The sequence below is a fragment of the Bacillus canaveralius genome (assembly GCF_002860125.1).
Lineage (GTDB): Bacteria > Bacillota > Bacilli > Bacillales > Cytobacillaceae > Bacillus_BJ > Bacillus_BJ canaveralius.
This window is the reverse complement of sequence record NZ_PGVA01000065.1, coordinates 17069-36263: the sequence shown is the minus strand read 5'-3', so window position 1 is coordinate 36263 and position 19195 is coordinate 17069. Positions and strand designations below refer to the sequence as shown.

Annotated in this window: 14 protein-coding genes and 1 tRNA gene; all 15 read right to left on the bottom strand. The window is 37.4% G+C overall.

Annotation, left to right across the window (positions count from 1 at the left end):
- Positions 1–510: 510 nt before the first annotated feature.
- Positions 511–675, bottom strand: coding sequence for a type II toxin-antitoxin system RelB/DinJ family antitoxin (locus tag CU635_RS20250; RefSeq protein WP_101579183.1), 165 nt, complete (start codon positions 673–675; stop codon positions 511–513).
- Positions 676–731: 56 nt separating this feature from the next.
- A complete protein-coding gene (locus CU635_RS20245; protein WP_101579182.1) occupies positions 732–5108 on the bottom strand; it encodes a coiled-coil domain-containing protein in 4377 nt (1458 codons plus the stop codon).
- Between the two features lie 4 nt (positions 5109–5112).
- Positions 5113–5865: a DUF6063 family protein gene (locus CU635_RS20240; protein ID WP_101579181.1), complete on the bottom strand. Its 753-nt coding sequence runs from the start codon at positions 5863–5865 to the stop codon at positions 5113–5115.
- Complete coding sequence (locus CU635_RS23515) at positions 5837–7432, bottom strand: hypothetical protein (RefSeq protein WP_101579180.1); 1596 nt, start codon at positions 7430–7432, stop codon at positions 5837–5839. Before CU635_RS23515 ends, CU635_RS20240 begins: the two co-directional genes overlap by 29 nt.
- An 8-nt stretch (positions 7433–7440) precedes the next feature.
- Positions 7441–8517 (bottom strand): Wadjet anti-phage system protein JetD domain-containing protein, encoded by a 1077-nt coding sequence (locus CU635_RS20230; RefSeq protein ID WP_101579179.1) that lies wholly within the window; start codon positions 8515–8517, stop codon positions 7441–7443.
- A 444-nt stretch (positions 8518–8961) separates the two neighbouring features.
- Entirely contained in the window at positions 8962–9441 is a 480-nt protein-coding gene (gene rlmH / locus CU635_RS20225) for a 23S rRNA (pseudouridine(1915)-N(3))-methyltransferase RlmH (protein ID WP_101579178.1), read from the bottom strand.
- A gap of 91 nt (positions 9442–9532) precedes the next feature.
- Positions 9533–9694, bottom strand: coding sequence for a CxxH/CxxC protein (locus tag CU635_RS20220; RefSeq protein WP_101579177.1), 162 nt, complete (start codon positions 9692–9694; stop codon positions 9533–9535).
- Positions 9695–9905: 211 nt separating this feature from the next.
- Entirely contained in the window at positions 9906–11132 is a 1227-nt protein-coding gene (locus tag CU635_RS20215) for a S1C family serine protease (protein ID WP_101579176.1), read from the bottom strand.
- Between the two features lie 255 nt (positions 11133–11387).
- Positions 11388–12182, bottom strand: a complete 795-nt coding sequence (locus tag CU635_RS20210) for an MBL fold metallo-hydrolase (protein WP_101579175.1) — start codon at positions 12180–12182, stop codon at positions 11388–11390.
- 5 nt (positions 12183–12187) lie between these two features.
- A complete protein-coding gene (locus CU635_RS20205; protein WP_101579174.1) occupies positions 12188–12979 on the bottom strand; it encodes a two-component system regulatory protein YycI in 792 nt (263 codons plus the stop codon).
- The gene (locus CU635_RS20200) at positions 12966–14294 is read right to left on the bottom strand and encodes a YycH family regulatory protein (protein WP_101579173.1); all 1329 of its coding nucleotides are present in this window, start codon (positions 14292–14294) and stop codon (positions 12966–12968) included. Before CU635_RS20200 ends, CU635_RS20205 begins: the two co-directional genes overlap by 14 nt.
- Positions 14291–16117: a cell wall metabolism sensor histidine kinase WalK gene (gene walK, locus CU635_RS20195; RefSeq protein ID WP_101579172.1), complete on the bottom strand. Its 1827-nt coding sequence runs from the start codon at positions 16115–16117 to the stop codon at positions 14291–14293. The genes CU635_RS20200 and walK overlap by 4 nt, the downstream gene beginning before the upstream one ends.
- Before the next feature lie 9 nt (positions 16118–16126).
- Positions 16127–16837 carry a response regulator YycF gene (gene yycF, locus CU635_RS20190; RefSeq protein WP_101579171.1) on the bottom strand — a complete coding sequence of 237 codons (711 nt, stop codon included), beginning with the start codon at positions 16835–16837 and terminating at the stop codon, positions 16127–16129.
- A gap of 229 nt (positions 16838–17066) precedes the next feature.
- Positions 17067–18524 carry a peptidoglycan DD-metalloendopeptidase family protein gene (locus CU635_RS20185; RefSeq protein ID WP_101579170.1) on the bottom strand — a complete coding sequence of 486 codons (1458 nt, stop codon included), beginning with the start codon at positions 18522–18524 and terminating at the stop codon, positions 17067–17069.
- A 401-nt stretch (positions 18525–18925) separates the two neighbouring features.
- Positions 18926–18998: transfer RNA gene (locus tag CU635_RS20180), tRNA-Phe, on the bottom strand.
- Between the last annotated feature and the right edge of the window lie 197 nt (positions 18999–19195).

Below are 19195 nucleotides of genomic sequence, written 5' to 3'. Positions count from 1 at the left end.
GATTTTTATTCCATTTTTTCACCCTTGACTTTTTCATAGATTTTTTGTGCAACGCTAGTGAAAGCACGTATAAAATGACCTTTATTAATCTTAGAGAAAACAAATGCTTAGAAAAAATGACAAACCATACAATATAAGTAGTACTTTTGCAGTATTAATTAAAATGGTTGTAGAGAAGTCTATATTAAGTGTTGCCAATATGTAACCAATTACAATTAAAAATGCTCCAACTAGTGCGTATATCCTTTGTTCAACCATCCTATAAAGTTCCTGTCTAGGTGTAGGCTTTTCTTTAAATTTAAACATTTTCCGCCATTCAAACTCAGGATTTAATGAAAGTATTAAAACAAGTGTAACTATAGCTCCTGATAATTAAAAAATATTACCCAGCATTAAATGATTCTCCTTTTATGTATCCAAATTGCTTTTTCTCTTACACTCCATGATTCCAGTTAGTGGGAACTCACCATCTCTTTATGAATAGTTGTATCCATCACCAACACTCCTTTATTAATTGTTTTTATCTTTGTTAATCAGATGGATTCGATTTTGTATATATTCTGCAAAGGCCATTCTACATACATCTGCTTCTGATAATCCTAATTGCTTTCCTATATCGGTTAGTTTCTCTTTCATTTCTTGTTCTACTCGTATGTTAATGGTTACTTTCGACATATTCGACACCTCTAAATTCTATATATAAAGAGGGCCAATATGACCCTCATAAAATATTACTCATGCTCATAAGCAAACATTCCGAGTGAAACTCCTTTTTCTTTATGTTCCACTTGAAGTAGTTCAATACCTGCTGTATTGTAATAGCGATTGCTCATGACACATTCAAAGTGAGAACGAATTTCTTCATTGTTATGAGCTGTTAAACAAAACAGTTGTATTTTACTCTTTCTAGCTAGTTCCATTATTGGTTTTACTACGTGTTCTGATGAAGCTTTACCAAAAGGATTATCTGCAATAATGACTTTCCAGGAATCGTCTTTAGCGTTTACCTTTTTACGTAAATACGTTACAAGTATCATAAACATGGACATATAGGAACTGAATTCTTCTCCACCAGACCATTTAGAAACTTCATCCCAAGGTTTCCAGTTTTCTGCACTGGTCGTCATAAGTGATTTTTTTCGTGGTTTATAGATACTTACAAAACACTTCTTGATAGGGGCAATTTTATCTAATAATACCACGTTGTCCAGTTTTTGTACTAGGTACTCATTCATTTCATTTTCTGGTTTGTTCTCTCGCTTCATTCGTTGTAAGGTTTCCAGTATTGTTTGAACATGGTAATGTAAATTACCATGAGTGGTTTCGTCATCAAAACGGTCCCATCTCATTTTAATCAATTGCAATTCATGGCCAAATACTTCTACTTTAGAAAACTTTGGGATTTCGGTTACATTCTTGTAAATGGACTCTACTCGTTGAAAACATAAGTCTACCAGTTTTACCTTATCCTTTTCACATTCTGTTATCTTTCGATTTAAATCCTCTTCAAAGGCATTGATGGTGTCAAAGATACGATTAAAAGATTCTAGAATAAACTCGAAATCAAATAATTTATTGCTTGTTTTCAATTTTGATAAACCGTTCGCAAATTGTTCTGTCTTTGGGTTACTGGATTCTTGAATATTATTTAAATAAGTCTCAAAAGATTTATATACACCCTTTTTGCTCTCTTCTAACTTTTGCAATTTTGTTGAATACTCATTAGAATGTGTTTGCGCATTTTTTGCATAGGTTTTTGACTTGGCAATAATTTCTTCTTCAGGTATTAATCCGAATCTTTCAATATATAGAGGAAGATGTTCAATCTGCAAATATACCATTGCTTTCTCAGCATCTATTACGGTATTTTCTAACAGTGTCTTCTTATATCCGAGTTCTTTATTGGCCTCGCCCAATTGTTCCTTTGACTGCTTGAAACGTTGAAATTCCTCTTCGTGCTGCCATTCATCATAAAGGAATACTTCTTTTTCGTACTTGTCTTCAATCTCCTTCTTAACTGATATTAATTGTTCGGTTTTCCCTTTTAGATTTTCCTCTACTTTTCCTTTTTCAATCTCAATACCCTTTACGGAGATAGATAGTGTTCCGACTGTCTCTTTTTGTTTTGAAATAATTTCTTCTAGATTGATTTCTTCAGAGTAGAACCCTTTAACTTCTTCTAAAGTGAATCCAATGTCATTAATTTTTCTTTCGGACTTATCAAGTTCTTTGTTTTTGTCAAATAGAGTTTGCTCGAGAAGGTTTTTTGCTTGTTCTTTATTAGCGTATTCTTTTTGAGCTGCATTGAATCTGGCTATATACTCATCTTTTTCTCCGTTGGTGTAGCTGTCAGAAGGTTCAAGATGTTTATCCAATTGGTACTGTTTTCTTTCTTTGTCTAACCCACTCATAACAGAGTCGATGTCTCGTTTTTTATCTTTCTGTTTATCCAATTTACCACGCAGCTGTATTAACTCTTCTTCACACAGATTTATTTTTGTCTCACATTGGTCATGTTGTTCTTTTAGATGTTGAACTTTTTCTACTAATGCTTCAGGGTTTGGATAGAGTTCCATGAAGGTTTGAAGTTGCCTCATTTGAGAACTTCTCGTTACCATTTTCACTTTTTCTCCTGAGGTAAACTCGTTAATTAATTTGTTCCCATTTTCTAATATCCTAATGTCTTCGTTTGTATCATTTATTAGTTGATGAATATCTTTTATTTCATCTAATAATTTCTCGATATTTTCCATGTTGGATGCCAAGAATGTACTAGGATAACGAGTACGAAATGTTTCCATTGCAGTTAGTATCTTATTGAAAATATCGAAAGTGGATTTTGCCAAGGTTAATTGTTCTTTATTTTGAGAAAGTTCTCTCTTTAATCCATCAATAATTTCCTGTATTTTTGCTTTGGATGCGAACCATTGAACATCTAGTTGATGGTAGAGATATAACTCATTGAATAATGGGAAAAGTTCATTGGTTTTAGCAACTGCTGCTTCCGTTTGAAGTTGTAGTTTACTCTTTACATAAAACAGTAATGGTACGTTTAACAGTTCGTTGTTTAAGGTATTCATGGCTTTTTTTGCTTCAGATAATTTTGATTCTTCCACCAAAAATGTATAAGGTAGCAATGGGTAGGAGTTTAGATACTTTTTCTTCATTTCTTCACTAGGTATTTCGGATAACCACTCACTGCCTAACATGGTAATAACACCTTTATGTTCAAGATGTTGTTGAACTTTTAATAAGGTTTCATCCGGAACAAAGAAATCATGAGACTCCCAAAGGTTAAGTTTCTTGGTTAAATCATGAATATTTTGTTTAAATACATCTATTTTCTGTTCCGCATCCACTCTCGAATACTCATAATAACGAAGGAACTCCTCCATATCTCCATAGATGTTTTCTGTGTTTTTTCCATCGTCTGAAAGAAGTGAAAGTAAATTACATTTCTCCTTTTCGAATGTCTCTTGTTCAGCTTTTAACGAAGTAATCTCGTTATTCTTACTTTCGACAATAACACTTTGACTGGTTACTAAATTTCTTTTTTCGGCAATATCTTGTTCATTTAATTTACTTTTCTCTTCTTTTTTAAGAATGGTGGCTGATGATTGTTTTTGTTGTTCATCTAGTGAGTTCAACACTAGTGATGGATGAATCCCAGCTTCTTCACCTAATTCATCTATAAGTGTTTGTTTGTCTTTTTTATAGTTACTAAGATGGTTGTTTGCATCTTTCAACTCGCTAAATACATCTTGTTTTTCCTTCCCTAATCGTTTCCCTTCTTCTTCTTTAATAGTTATCTCTTGTTCTGTATATTTAATGTTTTTGTTCTGTTCCTCTAAAGCAAATTGTCGTTCTTCTATGAGGAAATTCAATGCTTCTGTTAAGAGTGTTTTAGATTCGTTTCTTCTTTTTTCTAATTCTGGCTCACTTGCTGCTAGAGCTGATAAATCTTCTGTTAGTTGTAGTACTTTTTGATGAATATCCAGATAATCCACATATTCTTTCTTTGCTTGCAATTGTCTTAAAAGATAATTCGCTTGTTCTAGTTGCTCCGTTTTCATTTTGACTTCATTTTCAACACCAGCAAGCTCTGTTTCTTTCTCTTCGATTTGTCGCTTTAAAGTATGAGACTTATAGCTATCAATTTTCCAATCTGCTTCATTCATTAATGATTGGTTTTTCTTAATATCCTCGATTAAGGTATCAATTTTTTCTTTCTTGTCAGCAATTTGAAATTCAATACTCTTCTTTAACGTGACTACATGCTTTTGTGTCTCCATAAAGGATTTCTTTTTGACTTGAAAATCCTCTACTGCTTTTACCATGTCTTCGGCACAATTTTTTATCCTTTGGAAATCTTCTAGGTCTCTTTTCATATCCGGAATACTTAATAAATTCTTGCTGTATTCCTTAAAGTATGTTTGAATTTCTTTCTTCTTTTCTTCGCTGTCAAAGATGGTATTTTCCACTTCAGGGACAAGGAGTTTCACTAAAAGGTCATACGTACTGGATGCGGTTTTGAAGTAATTATCCACACCACCTTCATCCCCGTTAATCTTTTGTATCATCTTCCATTCCTCTTCAAGAAGATGGAATCGTTTTAATTCCTTTTTATAATCTCGATTAACATCAAATAGTCGAATATCGTGTTGTCTTAAAAATTTACGGTATGCAGTTAGTCTTGTTACCTTTCCGTTTTCTATGGTAGGAAGAGTATTGATGTTGAACGTGTCACCTGTATTATAGGTGAACAGATACGTGAAATAATTTAATTCTTCTGTTTTGGTTTCCCCATTCATGAAGGTAAACCCTAAACATAAGTATTCGTAGGGAAGATTTTCCCCGTCTAGTTTCCATTCCGTCATAATATGACCAGTCGTTCCTTTGTACACCACTTCTTTTAACAAGCGTTTGCTTAAATTGGAGTTAGGATGGATGGTTTGAGTGACTAGTTGAATGAAGCTTGTTTTTCCTCCACCGTTTTCTAAGATAAATAAAGCATCTTTGGCGTTTGGTTCCCACAAGCTGTTTGAAATGATTTTCTTACCTTCATCTAATTGGATGTTGGTCATTCTTACTTTCGTTAATCGTGGCATATCATCATTCCTCCCCTTCTCCTACAGTACCTTCCTTCGTAACTAACAGAAGGTCATGAATTTTGCTTTTGTTGGTGACATTGTGATAATAATGACTAATAATATTTTTCATTTTATTGGTCACAGAAATATTCGTATGTTCTCTTATTCTGATAAGTTTTTCTTTTTCTAAGAATTTCAATGTTTTTTCGATATACATTCGTCGATTATCTTTTGTTCGAATATGACTTGTAGCCCCTTCTTTAAAGTCAGCCATTCTACCCCAAGATTCTACAATTCCAGTCACATCTACGTCATATTCATCGCTTAATTCTTCTAATTTTTCTTCTCCTAGTCGTTCATACTGCTCGATGTATCCATTCATTTTATCCAACAGTTCTTCCATTGGGAGATACATCCGGTCAGCAAACTCCGTATCATATGGTTGCTCTAACTCCGAAATTAAAATAAACAGAATAAAGTAGAACAGATGAATTTCTTTGTTGTCTTTGAACCCTAGTTCTTTCTTTAAATCCTCGTTCGTATAAGACATGGTTTCATTCTCAATCTCTGGCACCATTTGAATAACGCCATCTTGTTCATCCATGAAAATCATGACTTTCCCCGTAGGTTCAATCACTTTCCGTATAAAATCTTGAACGTCTCTTTCTTCATACCACTGAAAATATTCATCTTCTTTGCTTGTAAGAAACCCTTTTTTACTAAGGGCCACATACAAGCCGAACCCTTTACTCGCGGTTTCTTGTGTCCACTCCATAAAAGTCACCTCTTGTAATTAACATATCCTTATATTTCATGGTTCCGATATAGTGGGATTTATCTGTTTCTAATAAACTAAAGGACCCTATCTCTTGCAAAGTTGATACTTCACTTGATAGTCTTATCAGCATTCGATTCATCTTTTTATCATCCGGCAGGTTTTTCCACACATCCGAAGTCACTTTTTCAAAACAATTGTATTCGGACTGGTGTAGTTCTGCAATTAACCCCAACAGTGGGTCTGGATTGTATAGAATATCCTCATAAAGACTTTCATCTTGGGTTTCAATCATTTGGAGCACATCACTTAGTAAATACTTGTCCTTCTCTACCAGGTGTTTCAATAAAGCGGTTATATATCGGTACTCTTTGTTTTCGATTTCTTCTTTTTTCCTATCTTCCTCTTGCTCTTGCATTCTCTTTGTTTCTTCGTCTACTTCAACGATTTCTTCCTCTTTTTGTTGTTTTTGTTTGTATCTCTTTTGAGGAGCTAATGCGAGTAGCGGGTTAAATGTTTTATGATGCCTTAAAGGAAGAAATGGTTTAGAGAAAGCATTGAGCACTCCTTCCGTAGCCGGAGCTTCTATCAATTCTCTTAAGATTTCTTGTTCAAAGTCCAAATGAACTGAAAATGCATGGATAATGGAAGATTCCAGTGATTCGCTCATAATGTTTTGTGTTTTTTGTTTTTCTGTAAATAAGGATTCATGCAAACTAATTGCTTGAAGTAATTTCCCTTCAATTTCTTGGATGATATGGATTCCTTCTTGCTCTTTTTCCGTTAGTCGACCTTCATGGTATTCATCAATTTTTTCTTCTACTAAGTTTTGTAAATCCTTAAATTGTTCTCTTTCTGACTTTAAGGTTTCATCGATTCTTTTTATCATGGCTTCAAGTTCAGAACGTTGAGAAACACCAAGTGCATCTTTAACGATAGTAGATTGCAATTTTTTTATCCTCTTTTTTTCATCTTCTATCAAGGTGTGCATTTCGTGAATTCTTCTTAAAGCATCGGTGAAGAGACCTTTTTCAAATTGTCGTTTGAAGAATAGTTGCGAAATAGTAATACGCAGCTCTCCAAATACTTCTTTGGTTTTGAATAACATATCTAGCCCAGTTGAAGTGAGTGTGAAATCATCAAGGTTATCTTCTCTATCACTGAAGACGTTCGTGCCTTCTCCATATTCAATCAGATGAAAATAATGTGTTTTCTCTTCTCTTTTTTCGAAATCGTAATACGTAAACGTGTGTGCTTTTCCTCTGTTTCGAAGATTTTTAGAAACCAACCAATCTTCAAGCTCGTCTGCTTCCGCTTTTGTAAAACCCTTATTCCAGGATTTTCGAACTACTTCTAGAATGACATATTGTAATTCTTCTTTTGTCGTGTTTTTATTAAATGCTAGTTTGTTTTCGAGCATATATAGAAGTACATAAAGAGCTACTGTAGGAATGGGCAAGTCTTTAAATTTTGTCGGTTGTTCCAATCGCAGTATCGGTGAAAACATCGCGATATGTTTCATCCGCTCGTTAAAACCATCTAACATCGATTCAATGTTTGCGTTCAAAAAGAACCCTACCTCCTTTCTCCTGTTTCACGTAGAATCGCTAAATTTAACCCTTCTTGCGGGATATACGTTTGGATATTTTGTACAATTTTGGTGTATTTTTTGAGTTCATCTCTATAGTTACATTCAAAAAAACCTGAAAATAATTTTAATGAATCGTCAATAATGGTTTGTTTCAATTTTCTTTCGAGGGTTCTCGTTGAAGGTTCAGTGCCATAACAATTTAACAGTTCTATATAAAAAGGAGTAAATGGTTTTACTCTGTTGTCTATTTTGATTAATTCGGAACAAATATGAATTCCTCTTGCATCTAAATCCCCAAAGTAATAGACTTCGTAATCTTCTAGCTGGTATTCTTCTAAGAAATAGTAGCTTCTTTGTATCTTATCCCCTTCCCCGTATATCACCATATCAAAGGTAATTCCGCTCCAGGTGTTAACACCATCCATCATTAACTCTTTTACAGAATCAAAGGTATCTCTATTTTCAATAATTAAAATGGTTTTCGGCTTTCTGGAGGGTTTTGGTCGGTACTCTACAAAAGGCTCATAAGTTCTTCGACAGTTTAAATCCGATAGAGTGAGTCCTAAATTGGCTAAAAATTTTATTCCTTCTTTATCTAAAAGAAACTTTTCATTTCTGAATAGTTCAAAGGAACGTTCATTTGCTTTCAACATAACCTTTTTGGTATCACTGTTGTTTGTAAGAAAAGCATGAACTCTATTTATATAGAACTTCCATTTTTCAAATTCTTCTTCATCATAAAAAGCAGTCATATTAAAAAATGGATAGCTGGTCATTAACTTTTTAATATGAGTGGGGTTCGTTCTTTTCTCTTGTTTTACTAATCTATATTCATTAAATACAGGTGGAGTCTGATGATTATGCCCCCTTGCTTTGACTGGTTGAATTTTTTCTTCTTCTACCATATTCTTCAACGCGGAAGAAAATCTGAAATATCCACCATCGTCATCATATTCTTGTTTGAGTAATGTTTTAAGATGATGTTCAATATCCACCGTTTTTACAAAGGTCTTACTATATATATTCATAAACTCTATGATAAACGTTTTCCATTTGCTCATTCAAATACCTCCATCGATTCTCTTATTTTTCAATATTACCATTGTATACAATAGTGATCAATATGTAATTTCTAAATAATTTCCAATATTCATTTTCTTTCACTAGATTTTAAAAATAAAACAACCTTAATAACTTTATTAAGGTTGTTTTATAATTTTTCTAAACTATATAATACTTGTTTGCAAACATTTTTTCGGTTCCATTATAATTATAATTTGGTTTCCATCTTTTATTATTGCAGTAACAACCGTTGGTGAATTTATGGCAGTTACTTTAATAATTCTAAATCTTTTTCTGCTGATTCTAAAAACATATCTTTCTTTTCACTCATAAGTCTTAATATAGTACAACACATCTCTAAAAATATTAATAAATAGGTAAACAAAACTCACTTTTTTCCTTTAAATCCAAATATATCCTAAGAGTTTTCTTAAAAACCTCATTTACTTATGATACGGTTCCCCCCGATTAATTCGAAAAGCCCGATAAATCTGCTCAACCAATATCAGCCTCATAAGCTGATGCGGAAAAGTCATCTTTGAAAAAGAAAGCTTATCATCGGCACGCTTTAATACATCATCTCCAAGCCCCAGCGAGCCGCCGATTGTAAAGGCCACTTTACTTTTCCCGTATGTAGCAAGCCTATCCAAGGCATCTGCCAATTCCTCAGACGACTTCTGTTTCCCCTCTATTGCCAGGGCAATAACATGTGTATCAGGACTGATTTTGGCAAGGATCCGCTCAGCTTCCTTCTGCTTCACCTGCTCCATCTCAAGGGAGCTCAGCACTTCAGGCGCTTTTTCGTCGGCCACTTCAATGACTTCTACTTTGGCATAGCTGGTCAATCGTTTTAAGTATTCGTCTATTCCTTGTTTCAAATATTTTTCTTTTAGTTTGCCGACTGTTACAATTGAGATATTCACAGTTTACGCTTCCTTTACAAACAGTTTACAAACAAGATATCCACAGAAGTTATCCACATATCCACAAACATTGCCCACATTTAGTATGGGATCACTCGTTCGCTACCATATATACAGCTGGCTTTTCGCAATATCCACAGGTTGTCAACAGGCTCTGTTCGTCGCTGATTTTCTCAAATTTCGGTGCTGTTTCATATTCGTCTACAGCCACGTCGAGTGCTAATTCTACATGCTCCTCACAGCAATAAATCATTCATTAAACCCCTTCATTACAATATTTAATGTCCTTGGTCACTAAACAAGATTATTCATTGTCAGAGAATGTCTCTGGATTCTGTTTCATATTTTCTATCCCTTTTTATAGTACATAAAACCGCTGCACTTATCCACATATCATGTTAATAATATAGAAAAAGCAGAAAGGCCGCTGTCAGCTTTCTGCTTTTTCATTTATCCACAATCCGTTATAAAGATTCCCCGGTAAGCGTCATTGTAGCTTCCTGAAGCCGCCCGTTTCTGTAATATGTGATCGTTAATTGCTCACCAATTTCCTTCTCATTGTAAAGATGCTTCCGCAGCGCAAGGACATCGGTAATTTTGCCTCCATCCATTTCGACAATAACATCCATCTCCTGCAGGCCGGCCTGCGCTGCTGGAGAATTTGGTTGAACCCCGACTATTGCTACGCCATAATCGACATCTCTCGGCAGCTTTAATGCTTCCTGTTGGTAATAAGCCGCGATTTCATTAACAGACCGTAAATCAATGCCCATATATGGACGTCTTACCTCACCAAACTCTTCAAGATCATTGATAATCGGTTGCGCAAAAGTGATCGGAATCGTTAACCCGATCCCTTCGACAGCTTGCTGGGCAATTTTCATTGAGTTTATCCCGATCACCTGACCCTGGATATTCACAAGTGCCCCGCCGCTGTTTCCCGGGTTGATGGCTGCATCCGTTTGGATGACCTCTGCATTCCAGTCAACGACACCATCCTCATTAATATCAACAGGGATCGTCCGTTCCAATCCCGAAATAATTCCCTGAGTTACCGAGCCCGAAAAAATGGGCCCGAGTGGATTTCCGATCGCAATAACGGGCTCGCCAATGTTTAGCGCTTCGGAATTTCCGAATTCTGCTACGCTTTTAACCTCTTTACCATCAATCTCTAAGACGGCCAGGTCTGTTAATACGTCACTCCCGAGAAGTTCAGCAGGAACTTTTGCCCCATCTGGAAGGCTGACTTCAAGGCTTCTAGCCCCTGCAATGACGTGATGATTTGTGACAACATATGCCCTGTCGCCTGCTTTCTTGTAAATAACTCCGGATCCCGTTCCCGCTGGTTCCCCTCCGTCATTTTCCGACCAAAAGTTTGTTGTTTGGATATTGGAAATCCCGACAACTGCATCTCCGGCTTTTTCAACTGCTTGTGTTATATCAGAAGTGACATTCAACGAAACATTCCTGGTGGTTCCCGGGTCCTGATTGTGATTGTTATCAGCTGTTTGTCCACTTTCATTAGGTGCTATATTATAAGGCAGCACATTAAGGTTGGATAGCTGGGGAATCGCAACAATAACAAGCAGTGCCCCGAGAATTGCCCCTAACAGGCTTGCCAGGAAAAGGCCGCCTTTGTTTCCCTTTTGCTTTTTATAGCGGCCTTCATAATCTTGATCGTAATAGCCCACAAAACCTCATCCTTTCCACTCCGACGATTGGCTAAGAGTTATTCTGCCTCTTACAAACAATTATACTCTTTCGCTTTTAAATTTCTAAAGATAACGTTTGCTATTAACAAATCTTACGAGTTTGTTCATAATTTTTGTATTCTTGTCAGCCGGACAAAATAAGTTTAGCATGATCAACTATTTTTACAAAAAAAGAATGAATGCCCTTTGTAAAGACCTCATTCTCTAAATTACCGTAATTATATGTTCATAAACCTAAACTGCCGTAAGGGCGGTCGGAACTTTCGGATCGGTATCGTAAAGACTGAACTGTTCACCCGCGATCAGCCCCTTGCTTTCCAACGTCTGTGCAACCGACATCCGCGCCAGATCCTTTATATTGTTATCCTGGCTTAAATGAGCAAGGTAGATGCGTTTCGTGTTATCCCCAACGACTTCGCTCATCGCGATTGCTGCATCTTCATTTGAAACATGTCCAAAATCACCAAGTATCCGCCTTTTCACATTCCATGGATAGCGGCCCATCCTGAGCATTTGCACATCATGATTACTCTCAAACACATAGGTGTCAGCATTGGAAATGATTCCTTTCATCCGGTCGCTTACATAACCGGTATCGGTAATCAGAACCAGCTTCTTACCGCCACAATGAAACACATAAAACATCGGTTCGGCGGCATCATGCGACACACCAAAAGTTTCGATATCAAGTGAACCGAAGCTTTTGACCGTCTCCATTCCAAATGTGAACTTTTGCTCAACAGGTACTTCACCGATCAAACCGTCCATCGCTCTCCAAGTTTTTTCATTGGCATAGACAGGAAGTTTATATTTTCGGGCAATCACTCCGAGCCCTTTTATATGATCACTATGCTCATGTGTTACTAAAATTCCGCTTAACTTGTCCATCCTGCGGTCGATTTGTTGAAATAAGGCATCCATTTGTTTTCCGCTTAATCCACTATCCACTAAAAACGAATGTTCCTCCGTCTCCACATAGATCGCATTTCCGGTACTCCCGCTGGCGAGAACACTAAAATGCAAAGTCATTGCCTTCACTCCAGTTTATTTTTTTCTCCGTCCGACAATTGAATAATCTGCCCTTCAAAAGCATTCACAAAAAAGCTTTCTTCATCATTTACGACTACCCGCCATGCCGGAGTTAATACTTGCGAGGCAGAGAGTTGTTCAAGAGTGTAATAGCCAAGCTCCACCTTGGTAATTTCGCTTTCAGGTGGTAGCATTCCTTTTTGATACAAAGCTTCAATCGCTTTTAGCGGTTTTAGAACTTCCTCTTGTTCGGTAAGCTCTTCAATTTCTTCAAGATAAGTCTGCGTGTAAGAAAAAATTTCATTTTGGTCATTCAATAAAAATACAAGGCTGCCATTCGTATTTTTGTATAGGTATTTTTCTTTATACTTCTGATAATACGTGATCGTTCCTTCGTCGTTATTCTTCTCCCAAAACTCGTAATCACTGCCGTGCAACACGTTATTTTTGAGTAAAGAATTCATATCGGCAGGCTTAAATTCCTTGCTAAGCTTCACAGGCTCTTTTAAGACAACTTGAATGGTTGATCCCTCAACAAAAGTATTCTGGCCTGATAATGACTGAAGCTCCTCCTTGCTGAAGTATTTAGGCTTGGCGCTTAAGTATTGATCACGAATTGGATCTTTTGGAAAGTCCGGATAGTCGATTTCATCGGCAGCCAATTTATCTTCAATCGAGGTTTCAGTACTTAATTCAAACTTATTTTCATCCCGAAACTTCAAAAATTCATAGGTCAGATAAATGTCAAGCACGAGAAATGTCAGGATAAAGATCGTCTTTATTCTACTCCAATCCATTCTTTATCCCTCCCGCTTCATTCATCGAAATGCGGTGCCAGCTGCCATTATATCGATAGTACCAATAGGGAGTAAGTACAATAAAGTTTGAATTTTCCTCATCAATCGACATTTTATAGCCTGGAACCATATCCTCAAGCAGCTCCAGCTTAAATCCTTTTGTTCCTTTTAAATATTCGATGGACGTCTGGCCGGAAGACAGCGTTACTTCACTCATTTCCGATCGCAACGGAACATCCAGAATAAAATTGGGACGCGTATATTTATATATATCATTTTGGCCCCATACCTGAGAAATCTCGGAAATGCCAGTGTCGCTAAAAACCGGATAACCTTTTAAGTCATAAAATCTGAAGGTGACATGCTGGTTAGCTTCATCCATGCCTGCATAACGGTATGCATGCGTCCAACCTCCATGTGTGTTTACAAAATCAATGCTTTTCTGCAGCAATTCACTTGCATCGATTAACAAGTCATTCTCCCCGATTGGGTTGACATATTCCAGTATTTTATTTTGATGGTCGACACTCATCATGCTGGAACTGTCAATGTACTCTTCACCTGATTCGATTATGTTCTTTTGTACGAAGCTCGGATCACTGAACAGTGCATCCTTGAATTTTTCCGAGCTCAGCCGATAGGATAGATATTTATATTTCGTCATTCCGATCGCTAGTTCAGGCAAAAAAATCGTTTTATTGTCATTGATGTTCACCGGGAAATAAACGGGTAATTGCGTTGCAGCCCCGTAATATTCTTTATAAAATCGGCTTAATTTTGGTGAATTGATATTGCTCATAAACACCTGTTGCTCTTCTTTTTTCCCATATTTGACAAAGTAAACTTTTCCTTCTTCCTGCTCTGGTTCAATATCAATAATGATACGGTCGAACTTAAAGCTCGAAAAATTTTCATGCTCTATTTTCAAAACATTTTTATACAAACCGATGGGAACAAGATCAGGAAAAATGATTTCAATATTTCCTTGTCCATGTACGAGCTGGGACATGTCATGCAGCTCAGCCGTGATATTTTTTGTCTCATAAAAGTTCCAGCTGCTCACTTCGCGGATAAATTTATCGATATCCGCACTACTATTTGTGCCAAAATGGGATTCGTTAACATGGTAGATAATTCGGTCAGGCTTAACGATCTTGCTGACTTCCTTGTGATCCGTCAGCGCTACTTCATTTAAATAATCCGAGTTATCCATTGTGTCAAAATCCGGCTGAAAAGTCCAGAGATTCCAGGTCAAAATTCCGCTTATTAAGACCAATATGGTTAGGATGACTGTTTTTATATTTTCGTATGTCATGACCAATCATCCTCTTCTGAACGATCGTATGGCAGGGTGAAATAGATGGTTGTTCCATGCCCTTCCACACTTTCGGCCCAAATTTCTCCCCCGTGGGCATTTACCATTTCCTTTGAAATCGCAAGGCCTAGTCCGGTGCCGCCAAGCTTCCGTGTTCGTGCCTTGTCAACCCGGTAGAAACGGTCAAAAATATTATCAAGGTTCTCTTTTGGAATTCCTACACCCTGATCCGTGACGCTCACGAGCACTTGATCTTCCTGCACTTCAACGTTGAAGGCAATTTTGCCTCCTTCAGGCGAATATTTTAAGGCGTTTGAGATAATATTATCTAAAATCTGCGTCAGTTTATCTTCATCAGCCTCAACAAAAATGGACAGGTCAGGAAGATTCCTTTTGAATGTAACATTTTGTTTTTTTGTTAATTCAAATCGGTCAATAATCCGATTAAAAAACTTAATGAACTCCAGCCACTCTTTTTTCATCTGGTAATCCTTGCTGTCCATTTTCGACAGCTGAAGAAGGTCATTAACGAGGCGAATCATTCTTTCTGTTTCCGTCTGCGCCACATTTAAAAAGTTTGGAGCAATCTCCTCGTCTTTCCAGGCACCATCAGAGAGAGCTTCTAAATAGCTTCTCATCGTTGTCAGCGGTGTTCTCAGCTCATGAGAGACATTCGCGACAAATTCGCGCCGTTCCATATCGATTTTCTCCTGCTCGGTAATATCATGTAAAACCGTTATCAGACCGTTAACGAAACCGGTCTCTTTTTGAATCACAGAAAAGTTGGCCCGAAGAATATACGGTTTCTTGCTAGTACTATAATCGAGAATCACGGATTCAGTCTCATCAATCAGATCCTCAAACGTATATTCTTCTTCTAATTCTAAAAGCTCAACAATCGGCTGGGACAAAACTGTTTCACGTGAAACATTCAGGAGCTTTGCAGCAGGCTCATTAATAAGAATAACCCGGCCTCTTCTGTCTGTTGCGATAACTCCATCAGTCATATAGGAAAGGACGGAGGACAGCTTTCTTCTTTCTCCTTCTGTCGTAGCCTGGGCTTCTTGCAGCTTTTTTGTTAAGTTATTAAAGCTAATGGCAAGATGGCCAATTTCATCATAGCCATACACTTTTACTTTTCGTGAAAAGTTTCCTTTTGACATTGCCAATGCCTGTTTTCTCATATCGGCAATCGGACGCGTAATCATTTGGGCGAGCAGAATACCCAATAAAGCCGTGAAAGCAAGGGCGATAGCAGTTCCGGTGGCAAAAATACTGTTGATTTGCTTCATCTGCGTAAAGACATTTTCAATTTTCGCTACCAAATAGACAGCACCGATCGCGTCCCCGTTGGAGAGAACAGGGGCCGATAACACCCAGATTCGATAGCCGGTTTGCGGATCAATCCTGATCTCACTTTCCTCTTCTTTAAGGATAATAGACCTTTTTACGAGGAGTTCTGTTGTCCGTTGGCCTACCACATCCTGACTGTCAGGATCGGAAGAACCAAGAATCCTCAAGCTCCCACTTTCGATTAATCTGACCTCTGAAATATCTATCGCTTGATAGTCCAATAGTATATCTCTAATATCGTCCTGCAGTTTTGGATCGTCTTCAGTGCGTTCCTTGACCATCTCTTCTTTAAGACTGTAGGCAAGCAGATCGACCCTGCCCTGCATAGAGGTCTTAAAGTTTGTCAGCAGTGATTGCTCCAGCTGCCTTACAAAATAGACTCCGATAATCTGCATCGCGATTAAAATCAACAGAACATATATAATCACAAGTTTCAAATGGATGGATCGGAAGAACCCTACTTTTTTCATTAATTAACCTTACTCCTGTTCAGGATTTCGCAAATAGTAACCGACTCCTCTTCTTGTTACAATCCATGTCGGATGGCTCGGGTTGTCTTCAATCTTTTCTCTAAGCCTTCTAACCGTAACATCGACGGTGCGAACATCCCCGTAATAGTCATAACCCCAAACCGTCTGCAATAAATGTTCTCGCGTCATCACTTGGCCGATATGCTTCGCCAGGTAATGTAGCAATTCAAATTCACGGTGTGTCAATTCAATCGACTCTCCACGTTTGGATACGATATATGCATCCGGATGGATGGTTAGTGAACCAATCGAAATCTCATTTGATTCTGCTTCCTCACCCGCTGTTAAAGCAATTTGTTGGTGGCGGCGCAGGTTAGCTTTCACACGGGCAATTAACTCTCTTGTACTGAATGGCTTTGTTACATAATCGTCCGCACCTAGCTCCAGCCCTAATACTTTATCAATTTCTGAATCCTTTGCGGTCAGCATAATAATCGGCATTTCATGCTTTTTTCGGACTTCCCGGCACACTTCCATCCCGTCTCTTTGCGGAAGCATAATGTCGAGCAAAATCAGATCCGGTTTTATCTCTTCGACCATATCAATCGCACTGTTGCCATCATACGCACAATAGACATCATAGCCTTCTTTTTTTAAATTAAATTGCAGGATATCTGCAATTGGTTTTTCATCATCTACAACCAGAATTTTTTTCTCCATACCTTATCTCCTTTTTTTCTATTTTCTATTATATGGACTATCTTTGTATTTCATAGACAAATGTACTCTGTTTTACTTTACCATGTTATAAAAATGAATTCATCTATTAGTAAATTTTGATCATGATTTGGATAAAACTTCTTGCGAAATGTAAGTTTCATATAAAAGGCAAAGAAGTCTCCAGCTGCGACTGGAGACTTCTTATTCATTTTCATTTGCTAATGCATTTTTAACGTATATAGTTTAACGGGTCTTCAAGATTGCCATTTTTGTATAATTCAAAGTGTAAGTGAACACCTGTTGAATCCCCGGTTGCACCCATGACTCCAATTTTCGAACCGCGTGCAACCGTTTGGCCGGCACCGACAGTCATCGAATCAAGGTGAGCATAGACAGTCCGGAAACCGTTTTGATGGTCGATAACAATTTTATTCCCGTAACCGCCATCCGAGCCTGCAGAGACGACGATTCCGTTATCAGCAGCTTTAATCGTCCGGTCACTCGGTCGGGCGATATCAATGCCCTTGTGCATTTTCTCCCAGCGATAGCCCATCTTACTAGAAACATAGCCGCCAACAGCCGGCCATACAAAAGAGCCTTCACCGCGGGATGGAATTACTTTTGTACCTTTTACAACAATGTGATTTACAGCTTGCTGTAATACTTCTTCTGTTACAATTTGTTTCTGAACTACTTGGCCATTTTGCTCAGAAACTGCATAGGTTACATTGCGTAAGCCGTCCTTGCCTTCCTGCTTAACCTGTGATTCTCCTTTAGGCATTGATGCATCTTCAGCTGTTTCATTTTGAAAAGGTATCGTCTCTTGTTTAAAAACTTCCTTGTTAACGCTGACCTCAACATATGGCTGCAAGAATGTGATATTGACTTCATCACCAATCTGGAGGAGTGTGTCCTCATTTAAACCAGGATTTATCGCGATCAAGTCAGCAAGTTTTAAATTATGGTCATTGGCAATCGAGCCAAGCACATCTCCCTCTTGCACTTGATATTTCTTTTCTTCCAAAGTTCCTTTTTGCAAAAGTTCTACAGCTTCATCCACGGATAAAATATTATTCGGGGAAGTTTTTGACTCGGAAAATGAAACTTCTTTTGATAGTTTCACGTCTAATATACGAGTCTCGTTTTCTTGTAACGGCGGTAGGTTATTTTGATCAGCAGCCGCTCTTCCTTCAAGTTCTGTTAGCTGCTCTTCAGTAACGTATTGAAGCTTCAGTTTTTTGACCACGGCTTCTGCAGTGCTTTTGTCTTGAACATAAGCAATTTGTTCCCCGTCGATGACCAATGCAGTTGCTTCTGCACCTACTGTTAATTGAGTCTCAAGCTTTTTTAAAACTTCTTCATTGTTTGCATTTGTTTTCGTGCGAAACACCTGCTCGGGAATATATGCCAGGTCATCGCCTATTGTTAAATCGAGATTGCCGTTTGATTGTTTCGCAGCAGCCAGCTTTTCTTCAATTAGTTTCTGGACTACATGCTTATCGGTAACGGTTCCTATGTATTGATCACCAAAGTAAACATAATAAACAGTTGTGAAGCTATCCTCATTTGCCAATGCATTTGTTCCCGTTCCAAATGATAATGCTGCGACCGCAAATGCAGTGAAAATACCTTGTTTTATTTTGGTGTTGCCCGCAAGTTTGGACAGTTTATTTTTCCAATTATTCATTGTAACAATTCCTCCTAAACTCCGAGAAAAACATTTTCTTTTTATAGTTCTATTTATCTATCTTCATGTTTCAGCAATTTTTGACACTTCTCTACTTTACCATAAAGACAGATTCAAGTTTAAATAGTCTTTATAATGTAACAAAAATGTATAATTACTGACATTTTCTTACGAAAACTGACATTTCAATGGAATTTTTAAAGTTTGTAAGAGGGAGGACAAGGATAAAGTAGCGGTAATAAAAGCCTATGTCTAAAGGTTATTTTTACTCCTTTACGGTTCGTTATTTAAAAGCGGGGAAATAAGTAAATAAAAGTAAAAAATAAGACAAAATCATCGTGAATATTACAAAATGATTACAAAAAGGGAGCATACTTTTTGTACGCTCCCTTTTTGTGGGATGGCTCAGGACGGAATCGAACCGCCGACACAAGGATTTTCAGTCCTTTGCTCTACCGACTGAGCTACTGAGCCAAATTTTAAGTTGTTCCTAAATTTCAAAATGCTGTTTGACCCTTTGCTCAAAAGATCTCACGATCTTTCTCGCAGATTGCCACAGAAGCTTTTCATTGATGTGAGCAATCTGCTCTACCGACTGAGCTACTGAGCCAAATTGTAAGTTGTTCCTAAATTTCGAAATGCTGTTTAACCCTTTGCTCAAAAGATCTCAC